This is a genomic window from Paraliobacillus quinghaiensis, assembly GCF_003426025.1.
Taxonomy (GTDB): Bacteria; Bacillota; Bacilli; order Bacillales; family Amphibacillaceae; genus Paraliobacillus_A; species Paraliobacillus_A quinghaiensis.
Window position 1 is genome coordinate 64,585 of sequence record NZ_QJSH01000013.1, and the last position, 26,286, is coordinate 90,870.

General features: G+C 36.5%; 27 protein-coding genes, 2 rRNA genes and 2 other annotated features. Of the genes, 2 read left to right on the forward strand and 27 right to left on the reverse strand.

All coding sequences use genetic code 11. The features are described 5' to 3' along the window. Positions 1-59: 59 nt before the first annotated feature. The 25 genes from D2K40_RS10235 to D2K40_RS10355 form a co-directional block, all read right to left on the reverse strand. Entirely contained in the window at positions 60-659 is a 600-nt protein-coding gene (locus tag D2K40_RS10235; RefSeq protein WP_117155617.1) for a class I SAM-dependent methyltransferase, read from the reverse strand. Positions 660-736: 77 nt separating this feature from the next. Further along, complete coding sequence (gene rplL, locus D2K40_RS10240; RefSeq protein ID WP_117155618.1) at positions 737-1,099, reverse strand: 50S ribosomal protein L7/L12; 363 nt, start codon at positions 1,097-1,099, stop codon at positions 737-739. A 77-nt stretch (positions 1,100-1,176) separates the two neighbouring features. Further along, positions 1,177-1,677 carry a 50S ribosomal protein L10 gene (rplJ, locus tag D2K40_RS10245; RefSeq protein WP_117155619.1) on the reverse strand — a complete coding sequence of 167 codons (501 nt, stop codon included), beginning with the start codon at positions 1,675-1,677 and terminating at the stop codon, positions 1,177-1,179. A 63-nt stretch (positions 1,678-1,740) separates the two neighbouring features. Beyond that, positions 1,741-1,900: a sequence feature (ribosomal protein L10 leader region), on the reverse strand. Positions 1,901-1,955: 55 nt separating this feature from the next. After that, entirely contained in the window at positions 1,956-2,651 is a 696-nt protein-coding gene (gene rplA / locus D2K40_RS10250; protein ID WP_117155620.1) for a 50S ribosomal protein L1, read from the reverse strand. A gap of 181 nt (positions 2,652-2,832) precedes the next feature. Continuing rightward, on the reverse strand, positions 2,833-3,258 hold the full coding sequence (gene rplK, locus D2K40_RS10255; protein ID WP_162879191.1) for a 50S ribosomal protein L11: 426 nt from the start codon (positions 3,256-3,258) through the stop codon (positions 2,833-2,835). A gap of 176 nt (positions 3,259-3,434) precedes the next feature. Next, positions 3,435-3,968 (reverse strand): transcription termination/antitermination protein NusG, encoded by a 534-nt coding sequence (gene nusG, locus D2K40_RS10260; protein WP_117155622.1) that lies wholly within the window; start codon positions 3,966-3,968, stop codon positions 3,435-3,437. A gap of 137 nt (positions 3,969-4,105) precedes the next feature. Then, a complete protein-coding gene (gene secE / locus D2K40_RS16550; RefSeq protein WP_188618814.1) occupies positions 4,106-4,285 on the reverse strand; it encodes a preprotein translocase subunit SecE in 180 nt (59 codons plus the stop codon). A 40-nt stretch (positions 4,286-4,325) separates the two neighbouring features. Continuing rightward, the gene (rpmG, locus tag D2K40_RS10270) at positions 4,326-4,472 is read right to left on the reverse strand and encodes a 50S ribosomal protein L33 (protein WP_117155624.1); all 147 of its coding nucleotides are present in this window, start codon (positions 4,470-4,472) and stop codon (positions 4,326-4,328) included. A 93-nt stretch (positions 4,473-4,565) separates the two neighbouring features. Further along, positions 4,566-5,210, reverse strand: coding sequence for an RNA polymerase sporulation sigma factor SigH (gene sigH, locus D2K40_RS10275; RefSeq protein ID WP_117155649.1), 645 nt, complete (start codon positions 5,208-5,210; stop codon positions 4,566-4,568). Between the two features lie 96 nt (positions 5,211-5,306). Further along, positions 5,307-5,816 carry an NYN domain-containing protein gene (locus D2K40_RS10280; RefSeq protein ID WP_117155625.1) on the reverse strand — a complete coding sequence of 170 codons (510 nt, stop codon included), beginning with the start codon at positions 5,814-5,816 and terminating at the stop codon, positions 5,307-5,309. 3 nt (positions 5,817-5,819) lie between these two features. Then, the gene (gene rlmB, locus D2K40_RS10285; protein ID WP_117155626.1) at positions 5,820-6,563 is read right to left on the reverse strand and encodes a 23S rRNA (guanosine(2251)-2'-O)-methyltransferase RlmB; all 744 of its coding nucleotides are present in this window, start codon (positions 6,561-6,563) and stop codon (positions 5,820-5,822) included. 1 nt (position 6,564) lies between these two features. Beyond that, complete coding sequence (locus tag D2K40_RS10290; RefSeq protein WP_117155627.1) at positions 6,565-6,966, reverse strand: Mini-ribonuclease 3; 402 nt, start codon at positions 6,964-6,966, stop codon at positions 6,565-6,567. A 3-nt stretch (positions 6,967-6,969) separates the two neighbouring features. Beyond that, positions 6,970-8,370 (reverse strand): cysteine--tRNA ligase, encoded by a 1,401-nt coding sequence (gene cysS, locus D2K40_RS10295; RefSeq protein WP_117155628.1) that lies wholly within the window; start codon positions 8,368-8,370, stop codon positions 6,970-6,972. Beyond that, on the reverse strand, positions 8,351-9,019 hold the full coding sequence (gene cysE / locus D2K40_RS10300; RefSeq protein WP_229666705.1) for a serine O-acetyltransferase: 669 nt from the start codon (positions 9,017-9,019) through the stop codon (positions 8,351-8,353). Before cysE ends, cysS begins: the two co-directional genes overlap by 20 nt. 307 nt (positions 9,020-9,326) lie before the next feature. Further along, positions 9,327-9,543, reverse strand: a binding site (T-box leader). 56 nt (positions 9,544-9,599) lie between these two features. Next, positions 9,600-11,063 carry a glutamate--tRNA ligase gene (gene gltX, locus D2K40_RS10305; RefSeq protein WP_229666706.1) on the reverse strand — a complete coding sequence of 488 codons (1,464 nt, stop codon included), beginning with the start codon at positions 11,061-11,063 and terminating at the stop codon, positions 9,600-9,602. A 76-nt stretch (positions 11,064-11,139) separates the two neighbouring features. After that, positions 11,140-11,622, reverse strand: a complete 483-nt coding sequence (ispF, locus tag D2K40_RS10310; protein WP_117155630.1) for a 2-C-methyl-D-erythritol 2,4-cyclodiphosphate synthase — start codon at positions 11,620-11,622, stop codon at positions 11,140-11,142. A 59-nt stretch (positions 11,623-11,681) separates the two neighbouring features. After that, positions 11,682-12,359, reverse strand: a complete 678-nt coding sequence (gene ispD / locus D2K40_RS10315) for a 2-C-methyl-D-erythritol 4-phosphate cytidylyltransferase (protein WP_117155654.1) — start codon at positions 12,357-12,359, stop codon at positions 11,682-11,684. Positions 12,360-12,772: 413 nt separating this feature from the next. Next, on the reverse strand, positions 12,773-13,891 hold the full coding sequence (locus D2K40_RS10320; RefSeq protein ID WP_117155631.1) for a PIN/TRAM domain-containing protein: 1,119 nt from the start codon (positions 13,889-13,891) through the stop codon (positions 12,773-12,775). A 244-nt stretch (positions 13,892-14,135) separates the two neighbouring features. Beyond that, complete coding sequence (gene radA / locus D2K40_RS10325; RefSeq protein ID WP_117155633.1) at positions 14,136-15,500, reverse strand: DNA repair protein RadA; 1,365 nt, start codon at positions 15,498-15,500, stop codon at positions 14,136-14,138. Between the two features lie 209 nt (positions 15,501-15,709). Next, on the reverse strand, positions 15,710-18,139 hold the full coding sequence (gene clpC / locus D2K40_RS10330) for an ATP-dependent protease ATP-binding subunit ClpC (RefSeq protein ID WP_117155635.1): 2,430 nt from the start codon (positions 18,137-18,139) through the stop codon (positions 15,710-15,712). An 18-nt stretch (positions 18,140-18,157) separates the two neighbouring features. Next, positions 18,158-19,225 carry a protein-arginine kinase McsB gene (locus D2K40_RS10335; protein ID WP_117155637.1) on the reverse strand — a complete coding sequence of 356 codons (1,068 nt, stop codon included), beginning with the start codon at positions 19,223-19,225 and terminating at the stop codon, positions 18,158-18,160. After that, positions 19,225-19,779 carry a protein-arginine kinase activator protein McsA gene (locus tag D2K40_RS10340; RefSeq protein WP_117155639.1) on the reverse strand — a complete coding sequence of 185 codons (555 nt, stop codon included), beginning with the start codon at positions 19,777-19,779 and terminating at the stop codon, positions 19,225-19,227. Before D2K40_RS10340 ends, D2K40_RS10335 begins: the two co-directional genes overlap by 1 nt. A gap of 79 nt (positions 19,780-19,858) precedes the next feature. Beyond that, on the reverse strand, positions 19,859-20,323 hold the full coding sequence (locus D2K40_RS10345) for a CtsR family transcriptional regulator (RefSeq protein WP_117155641.1): 465 nt from the start codon (positions 20,321-20,323) through the stop codon (positions 19,859-19,861). 107 nt (positions 20,324-20,430) lie between these two features. Next, the gene (locus tag D2K40_RS10350) at positions 20,431-21,129 is read right to left on the reverse strand and encodes an MgtC/SapB family protein (RefSeq protein ID WP_229666708.1); all 699 of its coding nucleotides are present in this window, start codon (positions 21,127-21,129) and stop codon (positions 20,431-20,433) included. A 404-nt stretch (positions 21,130-21,533) separates the two neighbouring features. Beyond that, positions 21,534-22,379 (reverse strand): DegV family protein, encoded by an 846-nt coding sequence (locus tag D2K40_RS10355; protein ID WP_117155643.1) that lies wholly within the window; start codon positions 22,377-22,379, stop codon positions 21,534-21,536. 429 nt (positions 22,380-22,808) lie between these two features. Here D2K40_RS10355 and pgmB point away from each other — a divergent pair, with 429 nt between their 5' ends. Both pgmB and D2K40_RS10365 read left to right on the forward strand, forming a co-directional pair. Next, the gene (pgmB, locus tag D2K40_RS10360) at positions 22,809-23,456 is read left to right on the forward strand and encodes a beta-phosphoglucomutase (RefSeq protein WP_117155645.1); all 648 of its coding nucleotides are present in this window, start codon (positions 22,809-22,811) and stop codon (positions 23,454-23,456) included. Positions 23,457-23,520: 64 nt separating this feature from the next. Next, positions 23,521-25,824, forward strand: a complete 2,304-nt coding sequence (locus D2K40_RS10365) for a glycoside hydrolase family 65 protein (RefSeq protein ID WP_117155647.1) — start codon at positions 23,521-23,523, stop codon at positions 25,822-25,824. Between the two features lie 153 nt (positions 25,825-25,977). Here D2K40_RS10365 and rrf read toward each other — a convergent pair. Then, positions 25,978-26,093 (reverse strand): 5S ribosomal RNA (rrf, locus tag D2K40_RS10370). A 66-nt stretch (positions 26,094-26,159) separates the two neighbouring features. Next, a 23S ribosomal RNA gene (locus tag D2K40_RS10375) occupies positions 26,160-26,286 on the reverse strand; the annotation flags it as partial.

A 26,286-nucleotide genomic window follows, 5' to 3' on the forward strand; every position in this document is an offset into this window, starting at 1 on the left:
ACCTATTGGCATTTTTCAATGCTACCACAATCGACCAGTAGAGTCAATCTTTTTTTGTGTTATTTTTTTGCGCGTATAACCATGTATCCTTTGTTTTTTCGGACCGTTTCAACCACTGAAAATAATTGATCCATCTTCTTAAAAGCCGAAGGCGCTCCTTGTTTCTTCTGTATAACCACCCATAGCTCACCACCTAGTGCTAATGCATGAAAACTATCTTCAAAAATTTGATGTACAACTTGTTTACCAGCACGAATTGGCGGATTTGTTAAAACAGCAGCATATTTATGATCTGGCAATGACTCAAAACGATCACTTAGATAAAACGAAACATTGCTAATGTTGTTCTTCGCTGCATTTTCTTTCGCCAAGGTAATAGCTCTCTCATTAATATCACTTAACACTATCTGACGTTCCGGAAATGCTTTAGCAAGCGAAATACCGACCGGCCCATAACCACAACCAAGATCCACAATATCTCCACTAATACCAGGGAGATCAAAAGCATCTATTAGTGTTCTAGAACCAAAATCTACTTCATTTTTAGAAAAAACTCCAACATCACTTGTAAATTGAAAGGAATTACCACGTAGATCAAATGTCCACGTTTTGGGGTCACTTTTTGATTGGGGTTGATTTACAAAGTATTGCTCAGACATATTAGCACCTACTTTAATTAATAAACATGTGTAAAGCTCGCCTAAGATAAATAGACGAGCTTCACATTAATCATTTCTTACTTCACTTCTACAGAAGCGCCTACTTCTTCAAGCTTAGCTTTCATTTCTTCTGCTTCATCTTTAGAAACGCCTTCTTTGATTGCGCCAGGTGCGTTATCTACAAGATCTTTCGCATCTTTAAGTCCAAGACCTGTAATTTCACGAACAGCTTTTACAACTTTAATTTTAGATGATCCAGCGCTTGCTAGAACAACATCAAATTCAGTTTTTTCTTCTGCAACTTCTCCACCAGCAGCTCCACCAACCGCTACAGGGGCAGCAGCTGTTACACCAAATTCTTCTTCAATTGCTTTAACAAGATCGTTCAATTCAAGAACAGACATTTCTTTAATTTGTTCAATAATTTGCTCTTTAGACATTATATTTTCCTCCTAGTTTATGTTTTAATTATTTTTATTCGTTTCATGCGATTGCTTTTTCACTTAAGAATAAGTGCTTAAGCACCTTGCTCTTCTTTTTGTTCTGCAACAGCTTTTGTTGCGTATGCAAAGTTACGAACTGGCGCTTGTAATACGCTAAGCAACATAGAAAGTAATCCTTCGTAATTCGGTAGGTTTGCAAGTTCTTTGATTTGATCAATCGTTGCAACACTTCCCTCGATTACGCCGCCTTTAATTTCTAGTGCTTCATGGTCTTTTGCAAAGTTGTTTAATATTTTTGCCGGAGCAACTACATCATCTTTGCTAAAAGCAATGGCAGTCGGTCCTGCAAGTACATCATTCAATTCTGCAAGTTCCACTTCTTCTGTCGCACGGCGCGTCATAGTGTTTTTATACACTTTAAAATCTACACCAGCTTCACGAAGTTGACCACGAAGTTCTGTTACTTCTGCTACATCAAGGCCACGATAATCTACAAGGATGGTAGATTTACTATCGCGGAACTTTTCAGCAATTTCAGATACGACTTGTTTTTTCTGTTCAATAATAGTTGACATGAGTTCCACCTCCTATTGACTTATCATCATACCGAAACATTAGGTTTGTCTTTTATCAATAATTCTAAGATAAAAAAGCCTCCATGTCTGCAGTAGACATGAAGGCTTGTTTGAATTCATCAGATATCACTTAAACGGATCATCTCATATTTATTCAGACACCTCGGTAGGTTATTAAGCTTATGCAAGCACCTACTGTCTACGGTATAACGTATTCTTTTTATTTACAACATTGTTCATTATAGCCAAGCACAGCTATAAAGTCAATAGTCAATTACTTATTTTGTGAAAGTTGATGGGTCTACTTTGATTCCAGGTCCCATTGTAGAAGTTACTGCTGCATTACGCACGTAAACACCTTTTGCTGCTTGTGGCTTTGCTTTCATTAAAGTTTCAGCCAACGCATCGAAGTTTTCTACAAGCTTATCTAGATCAAAAGAAGCTTTTCCAATAGCAACGTGAATGTTTGATTGACGATCAACGCGGTATTCTACTTTACCAGCTTTGATTTCTTTAATCGCTTTTTCAACTTCAAATGTTACTGTACCAGTTTTAGGGTTTGGCATTAGACCTTTTGGTCCAAGTACACGTCCTAATTTACCAACTTCAGCCATCATGTCTGGAGTTGCTACAACAACATCAAATTCGAACCATCCTTGATTAATTTTGTTGATCAAGTCCTGTTCACCAACATAATCAGCTCCAGCAGCTTCCGCTTCTTTCGCTTTATCACCTTTAGCAAAAACTAAAACCGTTTGTGTTTTACCAGTTCCGTGTGGCAATACCATTGCACCACGAATTTGTTGGTCAGCTTTCTTTGGGTCTACACCCAAACGAAATGCCGCTTCTACAGTTTCGTCAAAGTTTGCTTTCGCAGTTTTCTTAACTAATTCTAATGCTTCTCTAGCATCATATTGTTTTGTACGATCAACAAGATTAGCTAACTCTTGTTGTTTTTTCGTCTTTTTAGCCATTATTTTTCCTCCTTGAATGTGGTTTTAACGGTTATACCTCCCACTTAAAAAAGCGGATCCTGTAACTTACAAGCAGTAACAGGTACTAGATTACTCTAGCTCACCATCTTACAAAAAGGTTGCGAAATGGCCTAGAACTCCATCACCGCAACCTTCTCTTCCATCAGTCTAAGCTGTGGGATTAGTCTTCAATAACAATACCCATACTACGCGCAGTACCTTCTACCATACGCATAGCAGCTTCAACATCAGCAGCGTTTAAATCAGGCATTTTTGTTTCTGCGATCTCTTTTACTTTGTCACGCTTCAACGTCGCAACTTTATTGCGATTTGGTTCACCTGATCCAGAATCGATACCTGCTGCTTTCTTAAGTAGCACAGCAGCTGGCGGAGTTTTTGTGATAAATGTAAAGGAACGGTCTTCAAAAACCGAAATTTCTACCGGAATAATCATACCTGCCTGATCTTGCGTACGAGCATTAAATTCCTTACAAAATCCCATAATGTTAACACCTGCTTGACCTAGTGCTGGTCCTACTGGTGGTGCTGGATTTGCTTTCCCTGCTGGGATTTGAAGTTTAACTACTTTAATTACTTTTTTAGCCACGAGACACACCTCCTTAAGTCCGTGATGTGGTAATAGGGCATCTCTGACCCTCCCACTCATTTCTATACATTTTAAACCTTATACTCGGGGCATAAAGAACATTAAAATTCTAGCACGTTCAAATAGAAAATGCAAGTAGTGTTCTAAATTAATTCTTAACTTATTTCTTATACCCTTTACAATTTACTAATTTGTGAGAAATCTAATTCAACAGGAGTCTCACGACCGAACATGTTAACATGGACCTTAACCTTTTGCTTGTCCAAATCAATATGCTCAATTGTACCAGTAAAGTCCGTAAACGGGCCGTCTGTTACTTGAACACTTTCTTTCAGTTCAAAATCAACTTCTGTAACGGATTCTTCCATACCCATCCGTTTCAAGATCACTTCTACTTCTTCAGGTAGAAGTGGAGTTGGCTTTGTTCCAGAACCTGCTGAACCGACAAATCCTGTTACCCCCGGTGTATTACGCACAATATACCACGAATCATCAGTCATTACCATCTCCGCTAGAACATAGCCAGGAAATACTTTTTTCTTCGCAACTTTCTTTTTACCGTTCTTAATCTCTGTCTCTTCATCTTCAGGTACTAAAATACGAAAAATTTTATCTTCCATTCCCATTGATTCAAGTCTTTTTTCTAAATTTGTTTTGACTTTATTTTCGTACCCCGAATATGTGTGTACAACAAACCATTCTTTTTCCATTGTTTAGGGCATTCACACGCCCGTCCCTCCCTTATTGTAATAACGCATTAATTTTTTCCAATTTAAAAAACCCGTAAAAACGGGTCTTCTTGTTGTAAACGTCTATTAGTAATCATTATAGCATATAATAGCATGTACTATTCAAAAAATAAATTAAGAATTTGTGTAATACCTAAATCTACTATACCGAAATAAATTGCGACAAAAGCAACTGTTGTAACTACCGTCAGAGTATAACGATATAACTCTCGTCCTCCAGGCCAAGATACTTTTTTCATCTCTCTGGATACATTTTTAAAGAACGTAATAAGATTCACAGGTTGATTCCCCCTAAACTTCACTAAATTAACATATCTTTTACTTTGTTTCACGATGGAGTGTGTGCTTGTTACACTTTTTGCAATATTTATTTGTTTGCAACCGCTCTGCACTTGCCGCATTTTTATAAGAACTATAATTTCTACTTAAACACTCCGTACATGCTAGTATCACTTTTTTTTGCATTTTCTCACCCCTAACAAGGGTTATCTACTCTTTTAATGTAGCACGGTTATAATGCACTGTCAACGCTTCCTAGACTATTTAGAATTTAGATTGCTATAAGCTTATTTCACTTATTTCCAGATGGCGCTCCAACTTTCGTTTCACACGTTGTAACGCATTATCAATTGATTTTACGTGTCGCTTCAATTCGCACGAAATCTCTTGATACGTACACCCATCTAAATACAATGCAAGTACTTCCTGCTCTAATTCACTAAGTACCTCAGCTAATTTCCCTTCCATAACGCCATACTTCTCTTGATTGATGAGAAGTTCCTGAGGATCATCAACTACATTTGAATCTGTAAAGACGTCTAACAGTGTTCTAACAGACTCTTCATCATAGATCGGCTTATCAAACGACACATAAGAATTTAATGGAATATGCTTTTGTCTTGTGGCAGTCTTAATAGCCGTTATTATCTGACGGGTCACACATAATTCAGCAAAGGCTCTAAAAGAAGAAAGCTTGTCTCCCTTATAATCTCTAATCGCTTTGTACAAACCAATCATACCTTCTTGCATAATATCTTCTTGATCTGCACCAATTAAAAAATATGTTCTAGCTTTTGCCCGAACAAAAACTTTGTATTTTTTAATTAAAAAGTCCAAAGCCTGACTATGCCCTCGATGAACAAGCATAATAAGCTCGTCGTCTTCAAGCTTTTCTAAGTTTGTAACGCCATTGTTTACAGACATAAATGTGGCACTCACCTCGGACTCCTCCCGAATGTTAAAAGTAAATATATAGAAATATTATACAGGAAGCGCTTACGTATCGTCAACTATACTTTTTTACTTTTTGTCACGACGCCATTTTTCAAAAACTTCTAATACATCTTTTTTTATAGGAATTTTAATAGGACTTTGCGTCCTGATATATGATTTTAGATCATCCTCAATTTCCGCTTGAATATTTTGAATTTCAATATATAGTTCTCTAGCTGATTTACGAAGTGCGCCTTGGGCAAATATTGTGCGCTGTTCTGTGTAATCAGATGTTGCGACATATACTTTTGTCTTAACATTTTTGAACGCTTTGATTAGACGCTCAATACACTCGTCCGCTGTCTCTTGTTCTTTTGTATAAATCACTTCTACTTTATGGTTTTTTTGTTTCGTTTCCAACCCTTGAACTTCATACGCATCAAATACTACAATTACTCGATACCCACGATAAGATTGATATTCAGCCATTTTCTCTATCAAGAGATTCCGCGCTTGTTCTAAGTCTGTTTCTTTAAGCCTTTTTAGCTCGTCCCAATCCCCGATCATATTATAGCCATCGACTAATAATACATCCATGGCTTAATCTCCAATTGGATTTCGTTTACGATATATTTCATACATTAACAAGCTTGCAGCTACTGATGCGTTTAAAGAAGAAACCTGCCCTTTCATTGCTAATCGCACTGTCCAATCACACTTTTCTTTCACTAATCGACTAATGCCCTTTCCTTCATTCCCAATCACAAGAGCAATTGGCAAGGAACCATCTAAAGCGCGGTAGTCTTCACTTCCCTCCGCTTCTGTTCCAACTACCCAAACATGACGTGCTTTTAATTCTTCAATTGTTTGTGCCATGTTCGTCACCCGGACAACAGGAATGTACTCAATTGCTCCAGCTGATGTTTTTGCAACTGTTGCCGTTAGCCCTACCGCCCGACGCTTTGGAATAATAACACCATGAACACCTGTAGCATCTGCTGTTCGTAGGATTGACCCTAAATTATGAGGATCTTCAATTTCATCTAACAACATAAAAAATGGTTCCTCTTCTTTATCTGCTGCAACTTGAAATATATCGTCTAATGTTGAATAAGTATAAGCTGCCACAGCAGCCGCCACTCCTTGATGATTCCCCTCCACTAGTTGATCAATTTTTTGTCTTGGAACACGATTTACTAACACTCCACTCTCTTTCGCCAAAGATTGAATTTTGTGTACCGCCTGTTTATTTAGTTGGTCAGAAATTACGATCTTATTAATAGTTCGACCTGATTTCAAAGCTTCCATAACTGGATTTTTTCCAACAATCCATTCATCTGACATACTATTCATCTCCCTTCTCTACAAATGTGATTGCTTGATTTATTAATTCCTGTAATCTTTCTTCTTGATTAGCCAAATAATGATAACCTAACAACGCTTCAAAAGCAGTACTGTATCGATAGGTTTGCACATCTGTATTTTTTGGTATTGAACCTGATTTGGCATTTCTCCCCCTACGAACAATCGCCTGCTCTTCTTCATCTAACTCAGCAGAGGCTAGCCAGTGATTAATCACCTTTGCTTGGGATTTCGCGGAAACAAATTTGACGGCAGATTGGTGTAAATCCTGCAACTTTTGAATCCCTTTCACAATTAAATGTTCCCGTACGTGAATTTCATAAATTGCATCACCTATATATGCTAATGCTAAAGTTTTCATTTGCTTTACATCTTGCGATTTCATAACCTACCCTCTTTTCCACCTTGTCCCTTGTGGTGTATCTTCTAAAATTATATTTTGCGCTTTTAATTCATCTCGAATTTGATCCGCTAAAGCGAAATCGCGATTTTTTCGAGCTTGCTCTCGTTGTTCCATCATTTTTTCTACTTCTGCATCAACCAATTCTTCCGCTTGTGCTACATATATACCTAGCATTTCTAATAATGAAGCCAAAAGGGTTTGAAAGGCATCAATAACCTGGCTCGACGTTTGCGCGGACTGTAAATACATGTTCGCTTCTTTCGTTATATCAAATATAACTGCAATTGCGTTAGCTGTATTAAAGTCATCATCCATTTCTGCAATGAACTTACTTTTATAACTTGCTATCTTATCTAACCATTGTTGGTCATTTTCTGTTAAATTTAGACTTAATTCTTTTCTATACGCCAAATTTTGGTACGCATTCTTAATGCGATCTAAGCTGTTCTGCGTACTTTCTAACAGTGATTCACTAAAGTTAATTGGGTTTCGATAATGGACGCTAAGCATAAAGAAACGTAATAATTGTGGATCGTACTTTCCAATTAAATCATTTGCTAAGACGAAGTTACCTAGTGATTTTGACATTTTTTCATGGTCAATTGTAATATACCCATTGTGAATCCAATAATTTGCAAAACTTTTCCCTGTTAATGCTTCCGACTGCGCAATTTCATTTTCGTGATGCGGAAACGTCAAGTCTTGACCACCTGCATGAATATCGATTGTTTCACCTAAATATTTCTTCGCCATTGCAGAACATTCAATGTGCCACCCAGGTCGACCTTCTCCCCATGGGGCTTCCCATGAAATTTCTCCCGGCTTTGCTTGCTTCCATAGAGTGAAATCAAGTGGATCTTCTTTCTTTTCTCCCACTTGTATTCTAGCACCTGAACGTAAATCATCAATCGATTGATGTGATAATTTACCATATCCATCAAATGCTCGCGTTTTAAAGTACACATCCCCTTCAGCTACATAAGCAAAACCTTTTTCAATTAATGCAGCAATAAAGGTGATGATATCTTCCATCGATTCCGTTACACGTGGATGCTTTGTTGCTTTTTTAACACCTAATGCTTCTACATCGTCTTGATAGGCATTAATAAAACGCTCCGCTACTACAGGTACTTCTTCTCCTAACTCTTTCGCCGCCTTAATGATCTTGTCATCAACATCTGTAAAATTGAGCACATAATCTACCTTATACCCTGAATATTCTAAATAGCGACGAATTGTATCAAATACAATCGCAGGTCTAGCATTACCAATATGAATATAGTTATAAACTGTCGGTCCACATACGTACATACTTACCCTGTTAGGTTCGATTGGTTTAAACTCTTCTTTCTGTCTTGTTAAAGTATTATACATTTGAATTGTCATCTGTTTTCACTCCTTTAAGCTCTGCTAGTTCCTTTTGTAGTTGAATTGTCTCATTTTGCATTGTTTGTAAGAGTTCAGCGATAGGATCTGGTAGTTTATGATGATCTAAATCTCGCCTTACCTTTTCACCGTTTTGAATAACCACGCGTCCTGGAATCCCAACTACAGTGGAATGCTCTGGAACATCATCTAACACAACCGAACCGGCTCCAATCTTAGAACTCTCTCCAACCACAATAGACCCTAATACTTTCGCACCCGTAGCAATCAAAACATTATTTTTAATCGTTGGATGACGCTTACCCTTTTCTTTGCCTGTTCCACCTAAAGTAACACCTTGAAATATCGTAACATTATCACCAATTTCACAAGTTTCCCCAATCACAACACCCATACCATGATCAATAAAAAAACGATCCCCAATTTGAGCGCCAGGATGAATTTCAATACCTGTTATAAAACGGCTGATTTGAGAAATGACACGTGCGATAAAAAAGAACTTATTTCGGTAAAAAACATGTGCAACACGATGCGCCCAAACTGCATGTAAACCCGAATACGTCAAGAAAACTTCAACATACGTACGTGCAGCAGGGTCTTGATCAAATACTACATCCATATCTTGTTTTAACTTTTTAAAAAAACCCAAAGTATAACCTCCCATGCTGACATCTAAGAACAAAAGCTAAAAACGCCCGATTAGCGACGTATGGACTGGACTGAACCGTAGGAGATAAAGGAAACTCTTTGGAACGCAAGGCTTTAAGGATTACAGCCTAAAATCGCCACCATGGGTGGCAACATGACCCTTGTCGGGCCCTCGTACAAAGGTGAGGGAAGTCTCACTACAGCTTTAGCGTTGGAGCTGGACGTGGCTAATCTGGAATGTTATCCACATACAGCTAATTTTATAATTTGCTAAAAAAATAAAAAAGCATCCCCATGTCTTTGATTGACACAGAGACGCTTTGATGCGCGGTCCCACTCTGTTTAGGGAAAAATCCCTCCACTTTGATTCTTTGATAACGGTAGAAAACCGCCTTCGTCTACTCCAATTTCAACAAAGGACTCCAAGGTGCATTTTCTAAACGCATTCTTAAAATCACTTCCAGCCACGGTGATTCTCTCTAGGTAAGAATATTCGTTTATACTTTTCCTCTTCTTCATTCGATTCTTAATCATATAGTTATAGTGTATTACATTTTTTATGAAAATGTAACTAACTTAACTTATATTTGTTCCAATGCTTTATTTAACCTTGATTGAACAACATCTTTTCCTAACAAGTAAATCGCATCGGGTAACTCTGGGCCATGTACTTGTCCTGTTGTTGCAACACGAATTGGCATAAATAAATTCTTTCCTTTTTGTTTTGTCTCTTTTTGTGTAGCTTTTATTTCAGCTTTAATAGCAGCTGGTGTAAGCGTCTCAAGTGCTGCCAGTTTTTCAGAAAACACCTGCAATACTTCTGGCACTTGCTCGCCTTTTAACACTTCTTCTGCTTCTTGTGTATATACAATATCCGGTTGGAAGAAAAGTTCAGTAAGTTCTACTATTTCTTGCCCATAGCTTAATTGCTCTTTGTACAATCCTATTAATTCTAATGCCCATTCACGAGTAGCTTCATCCATATCGCTTGCTAATTTACCTGCTTCAATTAAATACGGCAAGCACAATTCTGCTACACGATCAAAGTCAGCTGCTTTAATATATTGATTGTTCATCCATTTTAATTTTTGCGGATCAAAAATAGCTGCAGATGTTGATAAACGATCAGGATCAAACATTTCGATGAATTGTTCTTGTGTAAATAACTCTTCTTCTCCAACAGGAGACCAACCAAGTAAGGCAATAAAATTAAACATAGCTTCCGGCAAATAGCCCAGGTTTTTATACTGTTCAATAAACTGTAAGATATGCGAATCACGTTTACTTAATTTTTTGCGATTTTCATTTAATATAAGTGTCATATGGCCATATTGAGGTGATTCCCAACCGAACGCATCAAATATCATCATTTGTTTCGGTGTATTGGAAATGTGCTCTTCACCTCTTAAGACATGCGTTATTTCCATTAGATGGTCATCAATCGCAACTGCAAAATTATATGTTGGAATACCATTCTTCTTAACCATTACCCAATCACCAAAATCACTTGACTCAAAGGAAATGTTATCTCTTACAATATCTTTAAAAGTATATGTTTTACTTTCTGGAACACGAAAACGAATACTAGCTTGTTTTCCTTCCGCCTCAAACTGCGCGATTTCTTCTGCTGTTAAGTTGCGATGTTTACCAGAGTATTTTGGAACTTGACCATTTGCACGTTGTTGCTCTCGCTCCTGCTCTAACTCCTCTTCCGTCACGAAACATTTATATGCAAGACCACGTTCTAACAGGTCATTCACATATTTTTGATAAATATCTAATCTCTCTGTCTGGCGATAAGGACCATATGATCCACCAATATCTGCACCTTCATCCCATGTGATACCAAGCCATTTCAAATAGTTTAATTGACTTTCTTCTCCACCTACTACATTTCGCTTATCATCTGTATCTTCCGTACGAATAATAAATTTTCCACCTAAGTGTTTAGTAAATAGATAATTAAATAATGCTGTTCTAGCATTCCCAATATGCAAATGCCCTGTTGGGCTCGGTGCATAACGTACACGCACATCATTAGTCATAATTTTTGTTCCCCTTTCCTTACACGCTTCAGATTCTATTTTAGCATTTTTCAACAATTTTTGCGTCCATTCATTTTTAGTATTGGGTTTTTTGTAATAAAACAATCGCTTGTGCTGCGATTCCTTCCTTACGCCCCACAAAACCCATTTTTTCAGTTGTTGTTGCCTTAACATTAATTTGATCAAAATTAACTTCTAATATGCGGGCTATATTTTCTCTTATTGCTGTAATATAAGGTGTCATCTTTGGTTTCTCTGCGATAACTGTGCAATCCAGATTTCCTAATCGATAACCTTTCCCTTTAACTATCTTCCAGATATGCATTAAAAGCACTCCAGAATCAGCATCTTTGAAAGTAGAATCAGTGTCAGGAAAATGTTTTCCAATATCACCTTCTCCAACCGCACCTACACACGCATCTGCTATCGCGTGCAACAATACATCTGCATCAGAATGACCTATTAAACCTTTTTCGTATGGAATCATAACCCCACCAATCACACAATGTCGATCATAGCACAGTTGATGCACATCAAACCCTTGTCCAATCCGAAACATGTTTATACTCCTTTCCAAAGTATGCCCATGAATTTCTATCCTAATAGAATAAGAAATCTTTATTCATTCTCTAGAAAAAACAATGCTTTTTTTATATCTTCAGGTGTAGTTAGTTTTATGTTTTTATAATTTCCTTCCACAATCTCAACAGGATGGCCAAGCCGCTCTACTAATGAGGCATCATCTGTACATACATATGAAGATTGTCGAGCTACTTGATGCGCTCTCCAAATTAAATCATATTGGAAGGCTTGGGGGGTTTGTGCTGCCCATAGCCTTTCTCGGTCCAGCGTCTTTAATCGCTTCCCATTGCGTTGTTTAATGGTGTCTGTCACAGGAACTGCTAATAACGCTGCATGATGTTCATTCGCAACTCTTGCAAGTTTATGTAAATCTTTTTGTGCTACAAACGGCCTTGCACCATCATGAATAAATACAAGTTTATCTGATATTTGAAGCGCACGCAATCCAAGGAAGGCACTGTCCTGTCGTTCCTTACCTCCCTCAATCAACTTTATTGGTGTAGCAAAAGAGTAATTAGAAAGTAAAGCAACGATTCTTTCTTGTTCTGTTGGTTGGATTACTAAAACAATCGAATCACACCATGGGTCTTTTTCAAAAACAGTTAAAGTATGTATGATAAGCGGCTTATCTTTTAACATTAAAAATTGTTTATTCTGAACCATATCCATCCGCTTACCCATTCCTGCAGCTAGTACAATAGCTACGTATTTAATCATCTTCCCCCCGCCTTCTTTTATGCCGTATTACTGGTCAAAAACACCCCACCTTAGGGAATTAAGTAAAATGAAAAGTGTAAGTGGAAGATAGACTGCCCTTAAAGTGAACCTTCAATCAGTGGGGGGTTTTGCCCTTCCCACACTGATTGTTAGCCCTAAAGGATGATCTAAAGGCCTCTAAACCATTCGGCGTGTTAGCGTCCGTTTACTCCCACTTAAACAACTTTGATTTTTCTCGATGTTTTGAAGTGGGAGTTTTACGGACGATTACACCGGGATAAAAACTTGATTGGTTTAACAATGATAATATCTAGTTCAGTTTATCAGTCTTATCTACTAATTCGATGCAACACTAAAAAGTGATAACACATGTTATCACTTTTTAGTATCACTAGTATGTTATACCTTTTTTACAACGCTTTTTCAAGTAATTTTGGTTTTGCAAATATCATCCGTCCAGCAGAAGTTTGTAGGACACTCGTGATTAGTACTTCAATGGTTTTTCCGATGTAATCTCTTCCCTCTTCAACTACTATCATTGTACCATCATCTAAATATGCTACACCTTGGTTTTGTTCCTTACCATCTTTAATCACCTGAACTGTTAATTCTTCTCCAGGTAAAACAACCGGCTTAACTGCATTTGCCAGATCATTAATATTTAATACTTGCACATTTTGAAACTCACAGACTTTATTTAAATTAAAATCATTCGTAACAACAATTCCATTGATAACCTTTGCTAACTTAACCAATTTACTATCAACTTCATGAATTTCTTCAAAATCTCCATCATACATCTCTACGTTTACTGGTAGATCTTTTTGCATCCGATTCAGTACATCTAAACCTCTTCGTCCACGATTCCGCTTTAATGCATCTGATGAATCGGCTATGTGTTGTAGCTCTTCTAGAACAAAGTGCGGAATAATAACTGTACCCTCTAGAAAACTTGTTTGACAAATATCCGCGATACGTCCATCAATAATAACACTTGTATCTAAGATTTTCGCTTTTGGCATACTTTGTTTCGGATCAGCCTCAATGTTTTCTATTTCCTGTTTCGAATCTTTTTCTTTTCTTGCAATTGTTAAGATACTAAGGAATTCATCCCGACGTTTAAACCCAACCTGAAACCCTAAATAACCTAATAGCACCGTCACAAAAAGCGGAACAATTTGTGAAATTACAACAATTTGAATAAAGTTTTCAATTGATTGATTAATAATATATGCGATGACAAGTCCGATAATCACACCTAGACTACCAAACAACAAGTCGGCTACTGGCGCCTTTAATAATAACTCTTCCAACCATTGCACCAAATTAACAATATAATCAACTAACCAAAACGTTAAAACAAATAAAATAATTGCTCCCAAAACCAATCCAACATATGGCGCTACATATGGTGAATCTATCCAACTACTTTGCGTAATATCAATCATTTCAATTAATTGCGGAATATATAAATATCCCATGGTACCACCGGCAATAATAAAAAATAATTGCACAATTCTTTTTAGCACCTTGGCCACCTCCTATCAGACAGTATTTCCAATTTTAAAAAATATAATCTTATATAATGTCAAAAGTTTATTAACTAACTTAACACGATTTTATAAACAAAGTCAAATTACAAAACTAAAATTTTAACATATCCATATAACTAAGTCAATCATTGTTGTTATTTGTCGTATTTTATTTTTGGGTTGAATATTTAGATTAATTTCCATCTCTTACTCAATTAGAAATAGATCCTATATAAATTTATCAATTGAGTGTTAGTTCTAATGCTTCTTGAACGGAGTTTACGCCCACTACTTCAATCGTTTTCGGTATTGTCCACCCATCTAAATTATTGGCTGGTATTATCGCGCGTTTAAAACCTAACTTTGCAGCTTCTTGCACACGTTGATCTATTCTAGAAACTCTTCTAATCTCGCCAGTTAGACCAACCTCACCAATTAATACATCATCAGGTTTACAAGGCTGGTCTTTAAAGCTTGACGCAATACTGACCGCTACTGCTAAGTCAATCGCAGGCTCATCTAGTTTCACACCACCAGCAACCTTTACGTATGCATCTTGGTTCTGCATCAGCAAACCAACGCGCTTTTCTAATACCGCCATTAGTAATGGAACACGATTGTGGTCAATCCCTGTCGCCATTCTACGAGCTTGCCCAAAACTTGTAGGTGAAATAAGTGATTGAATCTCAACTAGTACAGGCCTGGTCCCTTCCATCGAAGCAACAACAGTAGAACCAGCTACCCCTTCAGAACGTTCTTCTAAGAAGATTTCAGAAGGATTCTGCACTTCACGTAGTCCTTCTTCTTTCATTTCAAAGATACCCATTTCATTTGTACTACCAAAACGGTTTTTGACTCCCCGTAAAATCCGAAACGTATGGTGTCTTTCTCCTTCAAAATATAAAACAGCATCCACCATATGCTCTAAAAGACGCGGGCCTGCAATCGCACCTTCTTTCGTCACGTGTCCAACAATAAAAATTGGTACATTGTTCGTTTTAGCGATACGCATTAATTCACTTGTACATTCCCGAACTTGCGAAACACTACCAGGTGCACTAGTCACTTCTTCTTTAAAAATAGTTTGAATTGAGTCAATTACAATAAAGTCTGGCTTCAATTGTTCAATTTGATTTTTAATAAGATGCAAATTAGTTTCAGATAAAACAAACAATTGATCGGCCGTAATTGCTAATCGATCAGCACGTAATTTCGTTTGTCTTGTTGACTCTTCACCAGATATGTAGAGCACACGCTCTTTCTTTCTTGCTAGTTGATCAGACACTTGTAATAGTAATGTAGATTTCCCTATTCCCGGATCTCCCCCAATTAATACAAGTGAACCCACTACAATTCCGCCACCTAAAACGCGGTTTAACTCTGGCATATCTGTCGTAATTCTTTCTTCCTCATTTGACTTTATAGCTGTAATGCTTTCAGGTTGTACGTTAGATGACTGTCCAATACCTGTATGCTTAGAAGAAGACTTTGTGGTTAACTCTTCTACTAGTGTATTCCAAGTGTTACAACTCGGACATTTCCCCATCCACTTTGGCGTTTCATAGCCACATTCCTGGCAAACATACTTCGTTTTAACTCTGGCCATTACTTTAGTCGCCCCTTACCTTAATTTCTATTAGTCCATATCCTCTATTATATACGAATTAACCACGATAAAAGTTACACAATGATTAATAAAATGTGTAAAAACAATGGAAATATAATATATCTATTATATTAGCTCAAATAAGCAAAAATCGAAAGGTTGTATCCTTCCGATTTTTGACTTTTTCTATATATTGATTTTTACGTTTTCTAACTTAAAACTGCAAATTCTCCCTTATCATTTAAACCAATTTCTACTTTTTCACCTTTTTGAATTTTTTCTGATAACAATGCTTCTGATAATAAATCTTCTACATTTTTCTGAATAGAACGACGCAATGGTCTCGCTCCATATTCAGGATCAAATCCTTCTTTGGCGATTTTTTCAATTGCTTCATCCGATAAATCGAAGTCAATGTCTTGATCAACTAGGCGTTTTTGAAGTTGTTCGACCATTAACGTAACAATATCTTTCATATGTTTCTTCTCTAATGAATGGAAGACTATTGTTTCATCAATTCTGTTTAAGAATTCAGGACGGAATGCTTTCTTCAATTCTTCTGTTACTTTTAATTTCATATCTTTATAATTTGTTTCCTCATCACCAAAGCTGAAGCCCACATATTTATTTTGTTTTAATTCATTTGCTCCAACATTTGATGTCATAATTAATACGGTATTGCGAAAGTCAACTAAACGTCCTTTAGAATCAGTTAAACGGCCATCTTCTAGTACTTGCAGTAAAATATTGAAGACTTCTGGGTGTGCCTTTTCCACTTCATCTAATAAAACCACAGAGTAAGGTTTTCTTCTAACTTTTTCTGTGAGTTGTCCACCTTCTTCATAGCCCACATAACCTGGAGGTGAACCAACTAAGCGTGATGTCGTGTGCTTTTCCATATACTCTGACATATCTATTCGAATCATTGCATCTTCATCACCGAACATTGACTCTGCTAATGTACGTGCTAATTCTGTTTTACCGACGCCTGTTGGGCCTAGGAAGATAAATGATCCAATCGGACGTTTCGGATCCTTTAGACCCGCACGAGCACGACGTATCGCTTTGGAAACAGCATCTACAGCTTCTTCTTGACCAATAACGCGATTGTGCAAGGTCGATTCTAAATTTAGTAGACGTGCACTTTCATCTTTAGTTAAAGAGGAAACAGGTACCCCAGTCCAAGTTGAAACAATGCTCGCAATATCTTCAACAGTTACTTCTGAGCTTTCTTGTCCTTGCTTTTCTTTCCACTGTTTCTTTGTTGTCTCAACTTCATCCCGTAAACGTTGCTCACTATCTCTTAATGATGCTGCTTTTTCAAATTCCTGGCTCTGAACAGCTGCATCCTTTTCTTTTCTTACATTTTCTAAATTTTGTTCTAATTCTTTTAGGTTTGGTGGAGCTGTATATGAACGTAGTCGTACTTTTGATCCAGCTTCATCAATTAAATCAATTGCTTTGTCTGGTAAAAAACGATCTGTAATATAGCGGTTCGATAAATTAGCAGCTGCATCAATCGCTTCATCCGTAATCGTAACGCGGTGATGTGCTTCATAACGGTCACGTAGACCCTTCAATATTAAAACAGATTCCTCTAATGTAGGCTCATCAACTTGAATTGGCTGGAATCTACGTTCTAACGCTGCATCCTTTTCAATATATTTACGATATTCATCTAGTGTTGTCGCACCAATACATTGCAATTCTCCTCTAGCAAGGGATGGTTTTAAAATATTTGATGCATCGATTGCGCCTTCTGCTCCACCAGCACCAATTAAGGTATGCAGTTCATCAATAAACAGAATAACATTACCAGCCTGACGAATCTCTTCCATTACTTTTTTCAAGCGATCTTCAAATTCACCTCTATATTTCGTACCAGCTACTACTGTTCCCATATCTAATGTCATCACACGTTTATCGCGAAGCATTTCCGGGATCTCATTATTAACAATTTGCTGTGCCAACCCTTCTGCTACAGCTGTTTTACCGACACCAGGCTCACCAATTAAAACTGGGTTGTTTTTTGTACGGCGGCTTAACACCTGGATAACACGTTCAATTTCTTTCTCTCTACCGATTACTGGATCAATATTTCCCTCTTTAGCAATCGCTGTTAGATCTCGTGCTAATGAATCTAATGTAGGTGTATTAGCCGCTGTTGCTTGGCCGTTTCTCCCTTGACTTTTCCGTGCTGTTTCATTATTTCCGAGCAATTGTAAAACTTGTTGGCGTGCTTTATTTAGACTAACACCAACATTATTTAAGACACGGGCAGCGACGCCTTCTCCTTCACGAATTAAGCCTAATAATATATGTTCAGTTCCGACGTAAGAGTGCCCTAATTTACGTGCCTCATCCATTGAAAGTTCAATTACCTTTTTTGCCCGGGGTGTATAGTGAATAGTTTGAGAAACTTTTTCCCCCTTACCAATTAGATTCTCAACTTCTTGTTGAATTTTCTCTGCTTCTAACCCTAAACTTGTTAACGCCTTAGCAGCAATTCCTTCCCCTTCACTTATAAGACCTAACAAAATATGCTCGGTTCCAATGTTATTGTGACCTAACCTTACTGCTTCTTCTTGGGAAAGCGCTAATACTTTTTGTGCTCTTTCTGTAAATCGTCCAAACATCATCTGCTTATTCCTCCTACCTTATCCTTCTTCTAAATTTAGACGTTCTCTTATAATTGAGGCTCTTCGTATATCTCTTTGTTTTGGTGTCAATGTTTCTTGTGCATATTGCTGTAAAAATCCAGGTTGTGTTAAAATCATCAGCTCGTTTAGAATTGTTTTCGAAATATGACTTATATAACCAACATCAATCCCTAAACGCAAATCTGATAAACATGTTGCAGCTTCCTTAGATTCAATGATTCTACTATATTTCAGGGTGCCATAGGACCTAAAAATCCGGTCTTCTAAGCGTAGCTTTGATTGTTCTACCAATAGCTGTCTCGCATGTCTTTCTTGCTCAATAAGTTTCTCAACAACACTTTGTAAATCTTCAATAATATCTAATTCAGACTTACCTAGTGTGACCTGATTGGATATTTGAAAGATATTACCGATAGCTTCACTACCTTCACCATATATCCCTCTCACAACTAATCCTAATTGATTAATAGCAGGAACCATCTTATTTATTTTTTGAGAGAGAGTCAGTGCAGGTAAATGCATCATAACAGACGCACGCATTCCTGTACCAACATTTGTAGGACAGCTAGTCAAATAACCTCTTGTTTCATCAAATGCATAATCTATCTTTTCCTCTAACCAATCATCAAATGCAAATGCCTGTGTTATCGCTCTTTCTAATTGCAATCCTGGAAAATAAAGTTGCATACGGATATGGTCTTCTTCATTAATCATAACTGAAACCTGCTCATTTTTAGAAATAAGCACACCGGTCTTTTTTGTTTTTTCTGCTAGATATGGACTAATTAAGTGCTTTTCAACTAATACACTTTTTTCTATGGGTTTTAAATCTGCCATCGAAACAAACTCAAAATCCTGATATTGATTAAATGATTCATGGTGGTATTGATTTTTTATTAAATCAAAAACAGGTTGCAACTCTTCCTCCTCCGCAACAATTGGAAAAGGAAATTGTTCAAAGTTTCGAGCTAAACGAATACGAGTACTCATCACGATATCATTATCAGGTCCATCCTCTTTCATCCACGGGCTAATTGCTTCATTTATAAAAGGTTGCAAGGACATTACACTTCACCATCCTTACTGTCATTCGGTTCTTTATTAACTCTTTTTTCTAGAAGCTTAATCTTGTCACGTAACTCCGCAGCCTGTTCAAACTCTTCCATTTCAATTAATTCTTGTAGTTTTGCTTTATAATCTCGAATTAGATGTTTTTGCTTTAAGTCTGAACCACGACGTTTCGGTATTTTACCATTATGGACTGTATTTCCACTATGAACACGTCTAAAGATAGGATTTAAATGGTCTGCAAATGTCTGATAGCAATTACCACAACCAAATTTTCCAACTTGTGTAAACTGGTGATAGGTTAAACCACATTTGTTACAAGTTAATGTCTGTTTTCTGTCTGTGCTGTGGTTATGTTCTTTTGAAAAGGAAGAGTTAAAATTAAACAAACCTGCTAATAAATCATGAATAGAATAAGTATCTTCCCCATAAGCGATATAACCCTTTTCTTTTGCACAGCGTTCACAGACATGAATTTCTGATTTTTGGCCATTCACTAGTTTTGTTAGATGTAAAGATGCAGGGAATTCATGACATTCTTCACACTCCATTTACTTTCCCTCCCTCAACAATCTATTCTTATTCATTATTGTATTTAATAAAATCGAAATAAATCCCTCATTAAATTGTTCACATCTCATACTTTACTGAAGATAACATAGCTGTCATGATACGGGCCCTTATCTCATCTCGTACTGGTAATTGAAAGGCAAGCGTATCACGTGTCAATGCACTAACCATGATTTTTGCTTCCCGTTTTGTAATCAAATCTTCTTCCAACATTCTTTCTAATATATCGATAGCAGCTTGCTGCGTGACAGTAGGTTGAATCATTGCAATAATATCATCAATTAACTTAGTCTTATCATCATTGGTAATTCGCGTAATCCGAATATAACCTCCGCCTCCACGTTTACTTTCTACTAAGTAACCTCTTTCGACCGTAAAACGCGTGTTTATCACATAATTAATTTGAGAAGGCACACATTCAAATTGATCAGCAATTTCGCTACGTTTGATTTCTATAATATTTTGATTGTTTCTAAGAATAATTTGTTTTAAGTGCGCTTCTATAACATCAGAAATATTTCGCATTTGCCTCCTCCTTATCGTTGACTTTGACTATCTTTGACTATACTATCATTATACTCTACTTAAGAATTGTTGCAAATAAAAAGGTCAAATACTTTAACGTTCTTTGATTACTGTAGTTCATTCACCTGTTTTACTTGTTTTAGTGCTAACAGGCTATGATATAATTCCGTTTTGTCTAAACTACTCTCGCTCTTCATTTCTATTAGAACCGTTCGATCTGACTCATCATCTCTTTCAATTTTCAATTTACGAATAGTGATTTGAAATGATTCAATCTTAGCCAATAATTGTCGAATCTCCATATGTGGGCCTATTGTTATTTGAAAAGTAGCAACATTTTTTGTTTTAGGTATTCTTTTTTCAAACTTATTTAAGAAGATTAAACTTGATAGAATTATTATCGTCGTAAGTATAGCTACTTTATACATTCCAGCACCAACAACTAGTCCTAAACCTGCTACTGCCCAAATCGAAGCGGCTGTTGTTAATCCACGAATTGTCATACCATTCACAATAATTGTACCTGCACCTAAAAAGCCAATTCCACTTATTACATAGGAGGGAATCCTTGCTGGATCGAATCTAACTACATCACCATATTGCTCAAAATACGCTTGAAAACCATATAATGATAAGAGCATCATTAAGCTAGAACTAACACCAACTAAAATATGAGTTCTAAAACCGGCTGAATGATTATTCATTTCGCGTTCAAAACCTATTAACCCCGATAGTATAAGTGCAACCACAATTCGTGAACTCATTAAAATAAATTGTTCATCAAAAATACTTTGTAATATATTCATGTTACACCTGAACGGTTTGCCCCCTTCCGTTAATCTTATGTATTTGATAAAGCGAACCCAATAAGTGGGGGTTTTTGCCCCCTTCCCACACTGATTGTTAACCCTAAAGCATGACCTGAAGGCCTCTGAACCATTCGGGGTGTTAGCGTCCGTTTACTCCCACTTAAACAACTTTGATTTTGCTCGATGTTTTGAAATGGGGGTTTTACGGACAATTACACCGAGATAAATTCGGAACAACCATTACTATATTATTCTTATACTTACCCTAATTATTAATTTTTGGAACTTATTTTTAGATTTTATTTAGTCTCATTTAAAAAGAATAATAACTATTTGCTATATTAAAAAAATAGATACCTATTTATAGGCATCTATTTTTAGTGATTTGTGGGTGCTAGACCCTATTCATTCTTTAACCAAGAAATCGACATTGTTCCATATCCAGTATGCACTCCAGCCACTGGAACTAGCGCTTCAATCCTTATTTTTAAACCAGCATGTACATTCTCTAATTCTTCTTTCCATTTTTCCGCTTGTCCTTTAACACCAGCATGCATTATACATATTTCTTCAAATTGACCTTCTTTATAAGCATCTTCTACAATTTGGAAAAGTCTGCGTTTTGCTCTTTTTTTACTTCTAATCTTTTCTTCAACCATTACTTTTCCATTGTAAAAACGTAATAACAAATTAATTTGTAGTAAGTTAGCAAAAACTGTTTGTGTTGTACTTACTCTTCCACTTCTCTTTAGTTGCTCTAAATTTTCTGGTAGCAAATACATTTCTGTTTTATTAGGATATGCCTTTAATATTTCAACAATTTCTTCATATGTCTTTCCTGCTGACTCAAGTTCAATTCCATTTGCAATCATTTTTCCCAATGCATATGATCCAATCTTTGAATCGATCACTTCAACAGGGAAGTCAAACATTTTTGATGCACTTATAGAACTTTGATATGTTCCCGTCAGCTCACTAGATGCATGTATCGCAATTCCTATTTCATATTCATCTTTTAATTTTTTATATAGTTCTACAAAATCACCGTATGGTGGCTGACTTGTTTTTGCACCTTCTCCATAATCTTTTAACAAGTTATAAATTTCATCTTTGCTAATATCAATATCTTCACGATAAGAAATATCATTTATATTTACAATCATAGGTAATACAAAAATGTTATGCTTAGCAATAAACTCTTCCGATAATCCACATGTACTATCAGTTATCCACGCGATTTTTTTCATTTTAAAAATCCCCTTTAAAATACACTTTTTACAAGTTAATAATAATCATATCATGTACTATCAAGATACCATAAAACGTATTCAAATAGAAAGCGATAACTTAACTCTTGGCTAAATAGTTAATAATATTATTTCCATCTGCAAATAAATTATTATGTATTAAACTATTACTCACTTTATTGACAAAGGGTTATTCTAATCGATACAGGTTACTAGTATCTCCGAAGTTTCCAATTATATATCGTGAAATATTTAATCTGCAATAAATAGTCTATTGTATACTATAACCAATTATAGACTATTTTTAGATATTTATATGTATCTGTAACTGAAAGAGTAAAGATAGTTAGATATTTTTCGTAAAAACGCTTTCTTTTTAATGCACACTGTTTTAAAATAGGAATGGAAGCATATAAGGGGGGTGACATAGTGACAAAACCGCAAGCTGTCCTTTTCGATTTGGACGGGGTCATCGTAGATACGGCAAAACATCATTTTAAGGCTTGGAAGGATCTTGCTGATGAATTAGGTTTTACATTTACAGAGAATGATAATGAACGTCTTAAAGGTGTCAGCCGTATGGATTCACTAAACATTTTACTTAATATCGGAAATATTAATAAGAGTGATGAAGAAAAAGAATATTTGGCAGCCAAGAAAAATGAGCGTTATGTAGCTGCAATATCGCAAATGGACGAAAGTGAAATCCTACCAGGTGTCGTTCGCTTTCTAAACGAACTTGAAGAAAATAACATTCCATATGCATTAGGCTCTGCCAGTAAAAATGCGCCCAAGATTCTTAAGCAAATTGGTTTATTCGATGCTTTTAATGCTATTGTAGACGGGAATACCATCTCAAAAGCAAAGCCTGATCCTGAAGTTTTTCTTAAAGGAGCCGAAGAATTATCAGTGCATCCTGAATCATGTGTAGTCTTTGAAGATGCGCAATCAGGTATTGAGGCAGGTAAAAAAGCAGGTATGTATGTCGTCGGTGTAGGAGATCCTGACGTTTTAAAGGGAGCCGATGATTATATTAAATCAATGGAAGAGATGTCGGTTAAACGTTTAAAAGGTTAATTTTTTTTGGTAGTTGGTGCAACCGGTTGCGCAATATTGTTAAATTTGAAGAGGAGGTAATACTATGAAACCTTATATTAAAGAGAACGAGTGGTCTATAATCGAACACGGCTTTGACCCAGAGAAACATGAAATTTCAGAAAGTTTGTTTAGTATTGGAAACGGACATATGGGACAGCGTGCGAATTTTGAAGAAACTTATACGGGTTCTTCTCTCCAGGGTAGTTATATGGCGGGCGTTTATTATCCTGATAAAACCCGTGTCGGATGGTGGAAAAATGGTTACCCTGAATATTTTGCTAAAGTATTAAATTCTACTAACTGGATTGGCCTTAATATTGTAATAGATGGCGAAGAACTTGATTTAAATAACGCTGTTGTAAGTGATTTTACAAGAGAACTGAATATGAAAGAGGGCTATCTTACTCGTTCTTTTCAAGCAGAATTAAATAACGGAAGAAAAATAAATGTGACCGCAACACGATTTGTCAGTATTGTCCAAAAAGAGGTCGGAGCTATAAAGTATGAAGTAACTCCACTTAATTTTTCGGGGACGCTTGGTGTAACGTCGTATTTAGATGGTGATATTAAAAACACTGACGCCAATTATGATGAGAAGTTCTGGGACCCTGTTAACACCACGCTATCAGATAACCGTGCTAGCATCACAGTTAAAACAAAAAAACTTGATTTTGTTTTTTGTTCAACAATGGAGACACAGATTGTTAAAAACGGGCAAGTACTAGATTTAAAAGGTGCAGGAGAAGAGAAAGTAAAATATGCCGGTTTGACCTATGAAGCACCGTTAACAGAAAATGAAACAACTGTGATTTATAAATATGCTGTAAACATAACTAACAGGGATCATGATACCCAACAGCTTGAAGCTGTAGCAGAAAATGAACTTGATAAAGCTGTCTTAAAAGGATTTGATAAACTAAAAGAAGAGCAAGCTGAAGCCTGGCATCAAAAATGGCTCGACAGTGATATCGTAATTAAAGGAGATGTAGCTGCTCAGCAAGGGATCCGCTTTAATATCTTTCAGCTAAATCAAACTTATACTGGTGAAGATGCTAGACTGAATATTGGTCCAAAAGGTTTTACAGGTGAAAAATATGGTGGAAGTACCTATTGGGATACGGAAGCATACTGTTTACCATTTTACCTGTCTACTGCTGATGAACAGATTCCCAAAAATCTACTCATCTACAGGCACAATCATTTGGAAAAAGCAAAGGAAAATGCTCGGAAACTGGGATTTGAAAAAGGCGCACTTTACCCAATGGTGACGATGAATGGTGAAGAGTCACACAATGAGTGGGAAATCACATTTGAAGAAATCCACCGTAATGGAGCTATTGCCTATGCAATATACAATTATGTAACGTATACCGGAGATAAATCTTATCTAGGGCAATACGGAATTGAAGTACTGGCTGAAATTGCACGCTTCTGGGAAGAGCGCGTCAATTTTGTTAAAAGTAAAGACGTTTATATGATATTGGGAGTAACAGGGCCAAATGAATACGAAAATAATGTCAATAATAACTGGTATACAAACCGTATTGCAAGTTGGACATTGGAGTATACACTTGAAGTTCTTGATTATTTAAAAGATTCTGATCGTAACCTTTATGATCAGTGGGTAAATAAACTTAACCTTACCGAAGATGAAATAGTAAAATGGGCTGATATTATCAATAAGATGTACTATCCGGAAGATAAAGAAGAAGGTATTTTCTTGCAACAAGACGGATTCCTTGATAAGGAACTGATGGCTGTTTCAGATTTGGCTGACAAACATCTACCATTAAATCAAAACTGGTCATGGGACAGAATTTTACGCTCTTGCTTCATTAAACAGGCGGATGTTCTGCAAGGATTGTATTTCCTTAATCATGAGTTTGATATGGAAACTAAGAAACGTAACTTTGATTTTTATGAACCAATGACTGTTCATGAATCATCTTTATCGCCTTGCGTTCACTCTATTCTTGCATGTGAACTGGGTTATAAAGAAAAAGCATATGAAATGTATTTACGTACAGCTCGTCTTGATCTGGATAATTACAATAATGATACGGAAGACGGTTGCCATATCACTAGTATGGCAGGCACATGGATGTCAGTCGTTCAAGGTTTTGGTGGAATGAAATTTAAAAATGACAGCCTTATTTTGAATCCATTCATACCAGAACAGTGGCAATCATTTTCGTTTACAATTCGCTATCGTGGCGCAAGACTTATGATTACTGTTAATCAGGAGAGTATCAAAGTCGCAAATAAATCAAATAAGACCGTTAATCTCGTTATTTTAGGAGATGAACTTACATTGGATGGCCATAATAATCTAGAGGTCAGTCATTAAACAGTAGGTGTGTATAATCATTCTTTATTTATGAAGCAGCAACCGGACTCGTTTCGGTGCTGCTTTTTTATAGATAAATTATATTTTATCTATCAGACCAAATTATACAAAAAAACATCTATTACATAATTGTAATAGATGTTTTTTTAATTTGCTTAGCGACGTCCTACTCTCGCAGGGGCAAAGCCCCAACTACCATGGGCGCTGAAGAGCTTAACTACTGTGTTCGGCATGGGAACAGGTGTGACCTCTTCGCTATTGTCACTAAATCAAGGTTTTTGAAGGTTTGTACCTTCAAAACTAGATAAGAAGTACAACAAGACAACATAAATATTATAGTTAAGTCCTCGATCTATTAGTATTCGTCAGCTACACGTGTCACCACGCTTCCACCTCGAACCTATCAACCTCATCGTCTCTGAGGGATCTTACTCTAAATGATGAGAAGTCTCATCTTGAGGG

Bases quoted from the DNA above. Each gene is read 5' to 3' on its own strand.
- D2K40_RS10235 (WP_117155617.1), bottom strand. From the start codon at position 659: ATGTCTGAGCAATACTTTGTAAATCAACCCCAATCAAAAAGTGACCCC.
- rplL (WP_117155618.1), bottom strand. From the start codon at position 1,099: ATGTCTAAAGAGCAAATTATTGAACAAATTAAAGAAATGTCTGTTCTT.
- rplJ (WP_117155619.1), bottom strand. From the start codon at position 1,677: ATGTCAACTATTATTGAACAGAAAAAACAAGTCGTATCTGAAATTGCT.
- rplA (WP_117155620.1), bottom strand. From the start codon at position 2,651: ATGGCTAAAAAGACGAAAAAACAACAAGAGTTAGCTAATCTTGTTGAT.
- nusG (WP_117155622.1), bottom strand. From the start codon at position 3,968: ATGGAAAAAGAATGGTTTGTTGTACACACATATTCGGGGTACGAAAAT.
- rpmG (WP_117155624.1), bottom strand. From the start codon at position 4,472: ATGCAAAAAAAAGTGATACTAGCATGTACGGAGTGTTTAAGTAGAAAT.
- sigH (WP_117155649.1), bottom strand. From the start codon at position 5,210: ATGTCTGTAAACAATGGCGTTACAAACTTAGAAAAGCTTGAAGACGAC.
- D2K40_RS10280 (WP_117155625.1), bottom strand. From the start codon at position 5,816: ATGGATGTATTATTAGTCGATGGCTATAATATGATCGGGGATTGGGAC.
- rlmB (WP_117155626.1), bottom strand. From the start codon at position 6,563: ATGTCAGATGAATGGATTGTTGGAAAAAATCCAGTTATGGAAGCTTTG.
- D2K40_RS10290 (WP_117155627.1), bottom strand. From the start codon at position 6,966: ATGAAATCGCAAGATGTAAAGCAAATGAAAACTTTAGCATTAGCATAT.
- cysS (WP_117155628.1), bottom strand. From the start codon at position 8,370: ATGACAATTCAAATGTATAATACTTTAACAAGACAGAAAGAAGAGTTT.
- gltX (WP_229666706.1), bottom strand. From the start codon at position 11,063: ATGACTAATGATGTGCGTGTACGTTATGCACCGAGCCCAACAGGGCAT.
- ispF (WP_117155630.1), bottom strand. From the start codon at position 11,622: ATGTTTCGGATTGGACAAGGGTTTGATGTGCATCAACTGTGCTATGAT.
- radA (WP_117155633.1), bottom strand. From the start codon at position 15,500: ATGGCCAGAGTTAAAACGAAGTATGTTTGCCAGGAATGTGGCTATGAA.
- clpC (WP_117155635.1), bottom strand. From the start codon at position 18,139: ATGATGTTTGGACGATTTACAGAAAGAGCACAAAAAGTATTAGCGCTT.
- D2K40_RS10335 (WP_117155637.1), bottom strand. From the start codon at position 19,225: ATGTCCTTGCAACCTTTTATAAATGAAGCAATTAGCCCGTGGATGAAA.
- D2K40_RS10340 (WP_117155639.1), bottom strand. From the start codon at position 19,779: ATGGAGTGTGAAGAATGTCATGAATTCCCTGCATCTTTACATCTAACA.
- D2K40_RS10345 (WP_117155641.1), bottom strand. From the start codon at position 20,323: ATGCGAAATATTTCTGATGTTATAGAAGCGCACTTAAAACAAATTATT.
- D2K40_RS10350 (WP_229666708.1), bottom strand. From the start codon at position 21,129: ATGAATATATTACAAAGTATTTTTGATGAACAATTTATTTTAATGAGT.
- D2K40_RS10355 (WP_117155643.1), bottom strand. From the start codon at position 22,379: ATGAAAAAAATCGCGTGGATAACTGATAGTACATGTGGATTATCGGAA.
- D2K40_RS10365 (WP_117155647.1), top strand. From the start codon at position 23,521: ATGAAACCTTATATTAAAGAGAACGAGTGGTCTATAATCGAACACGGC.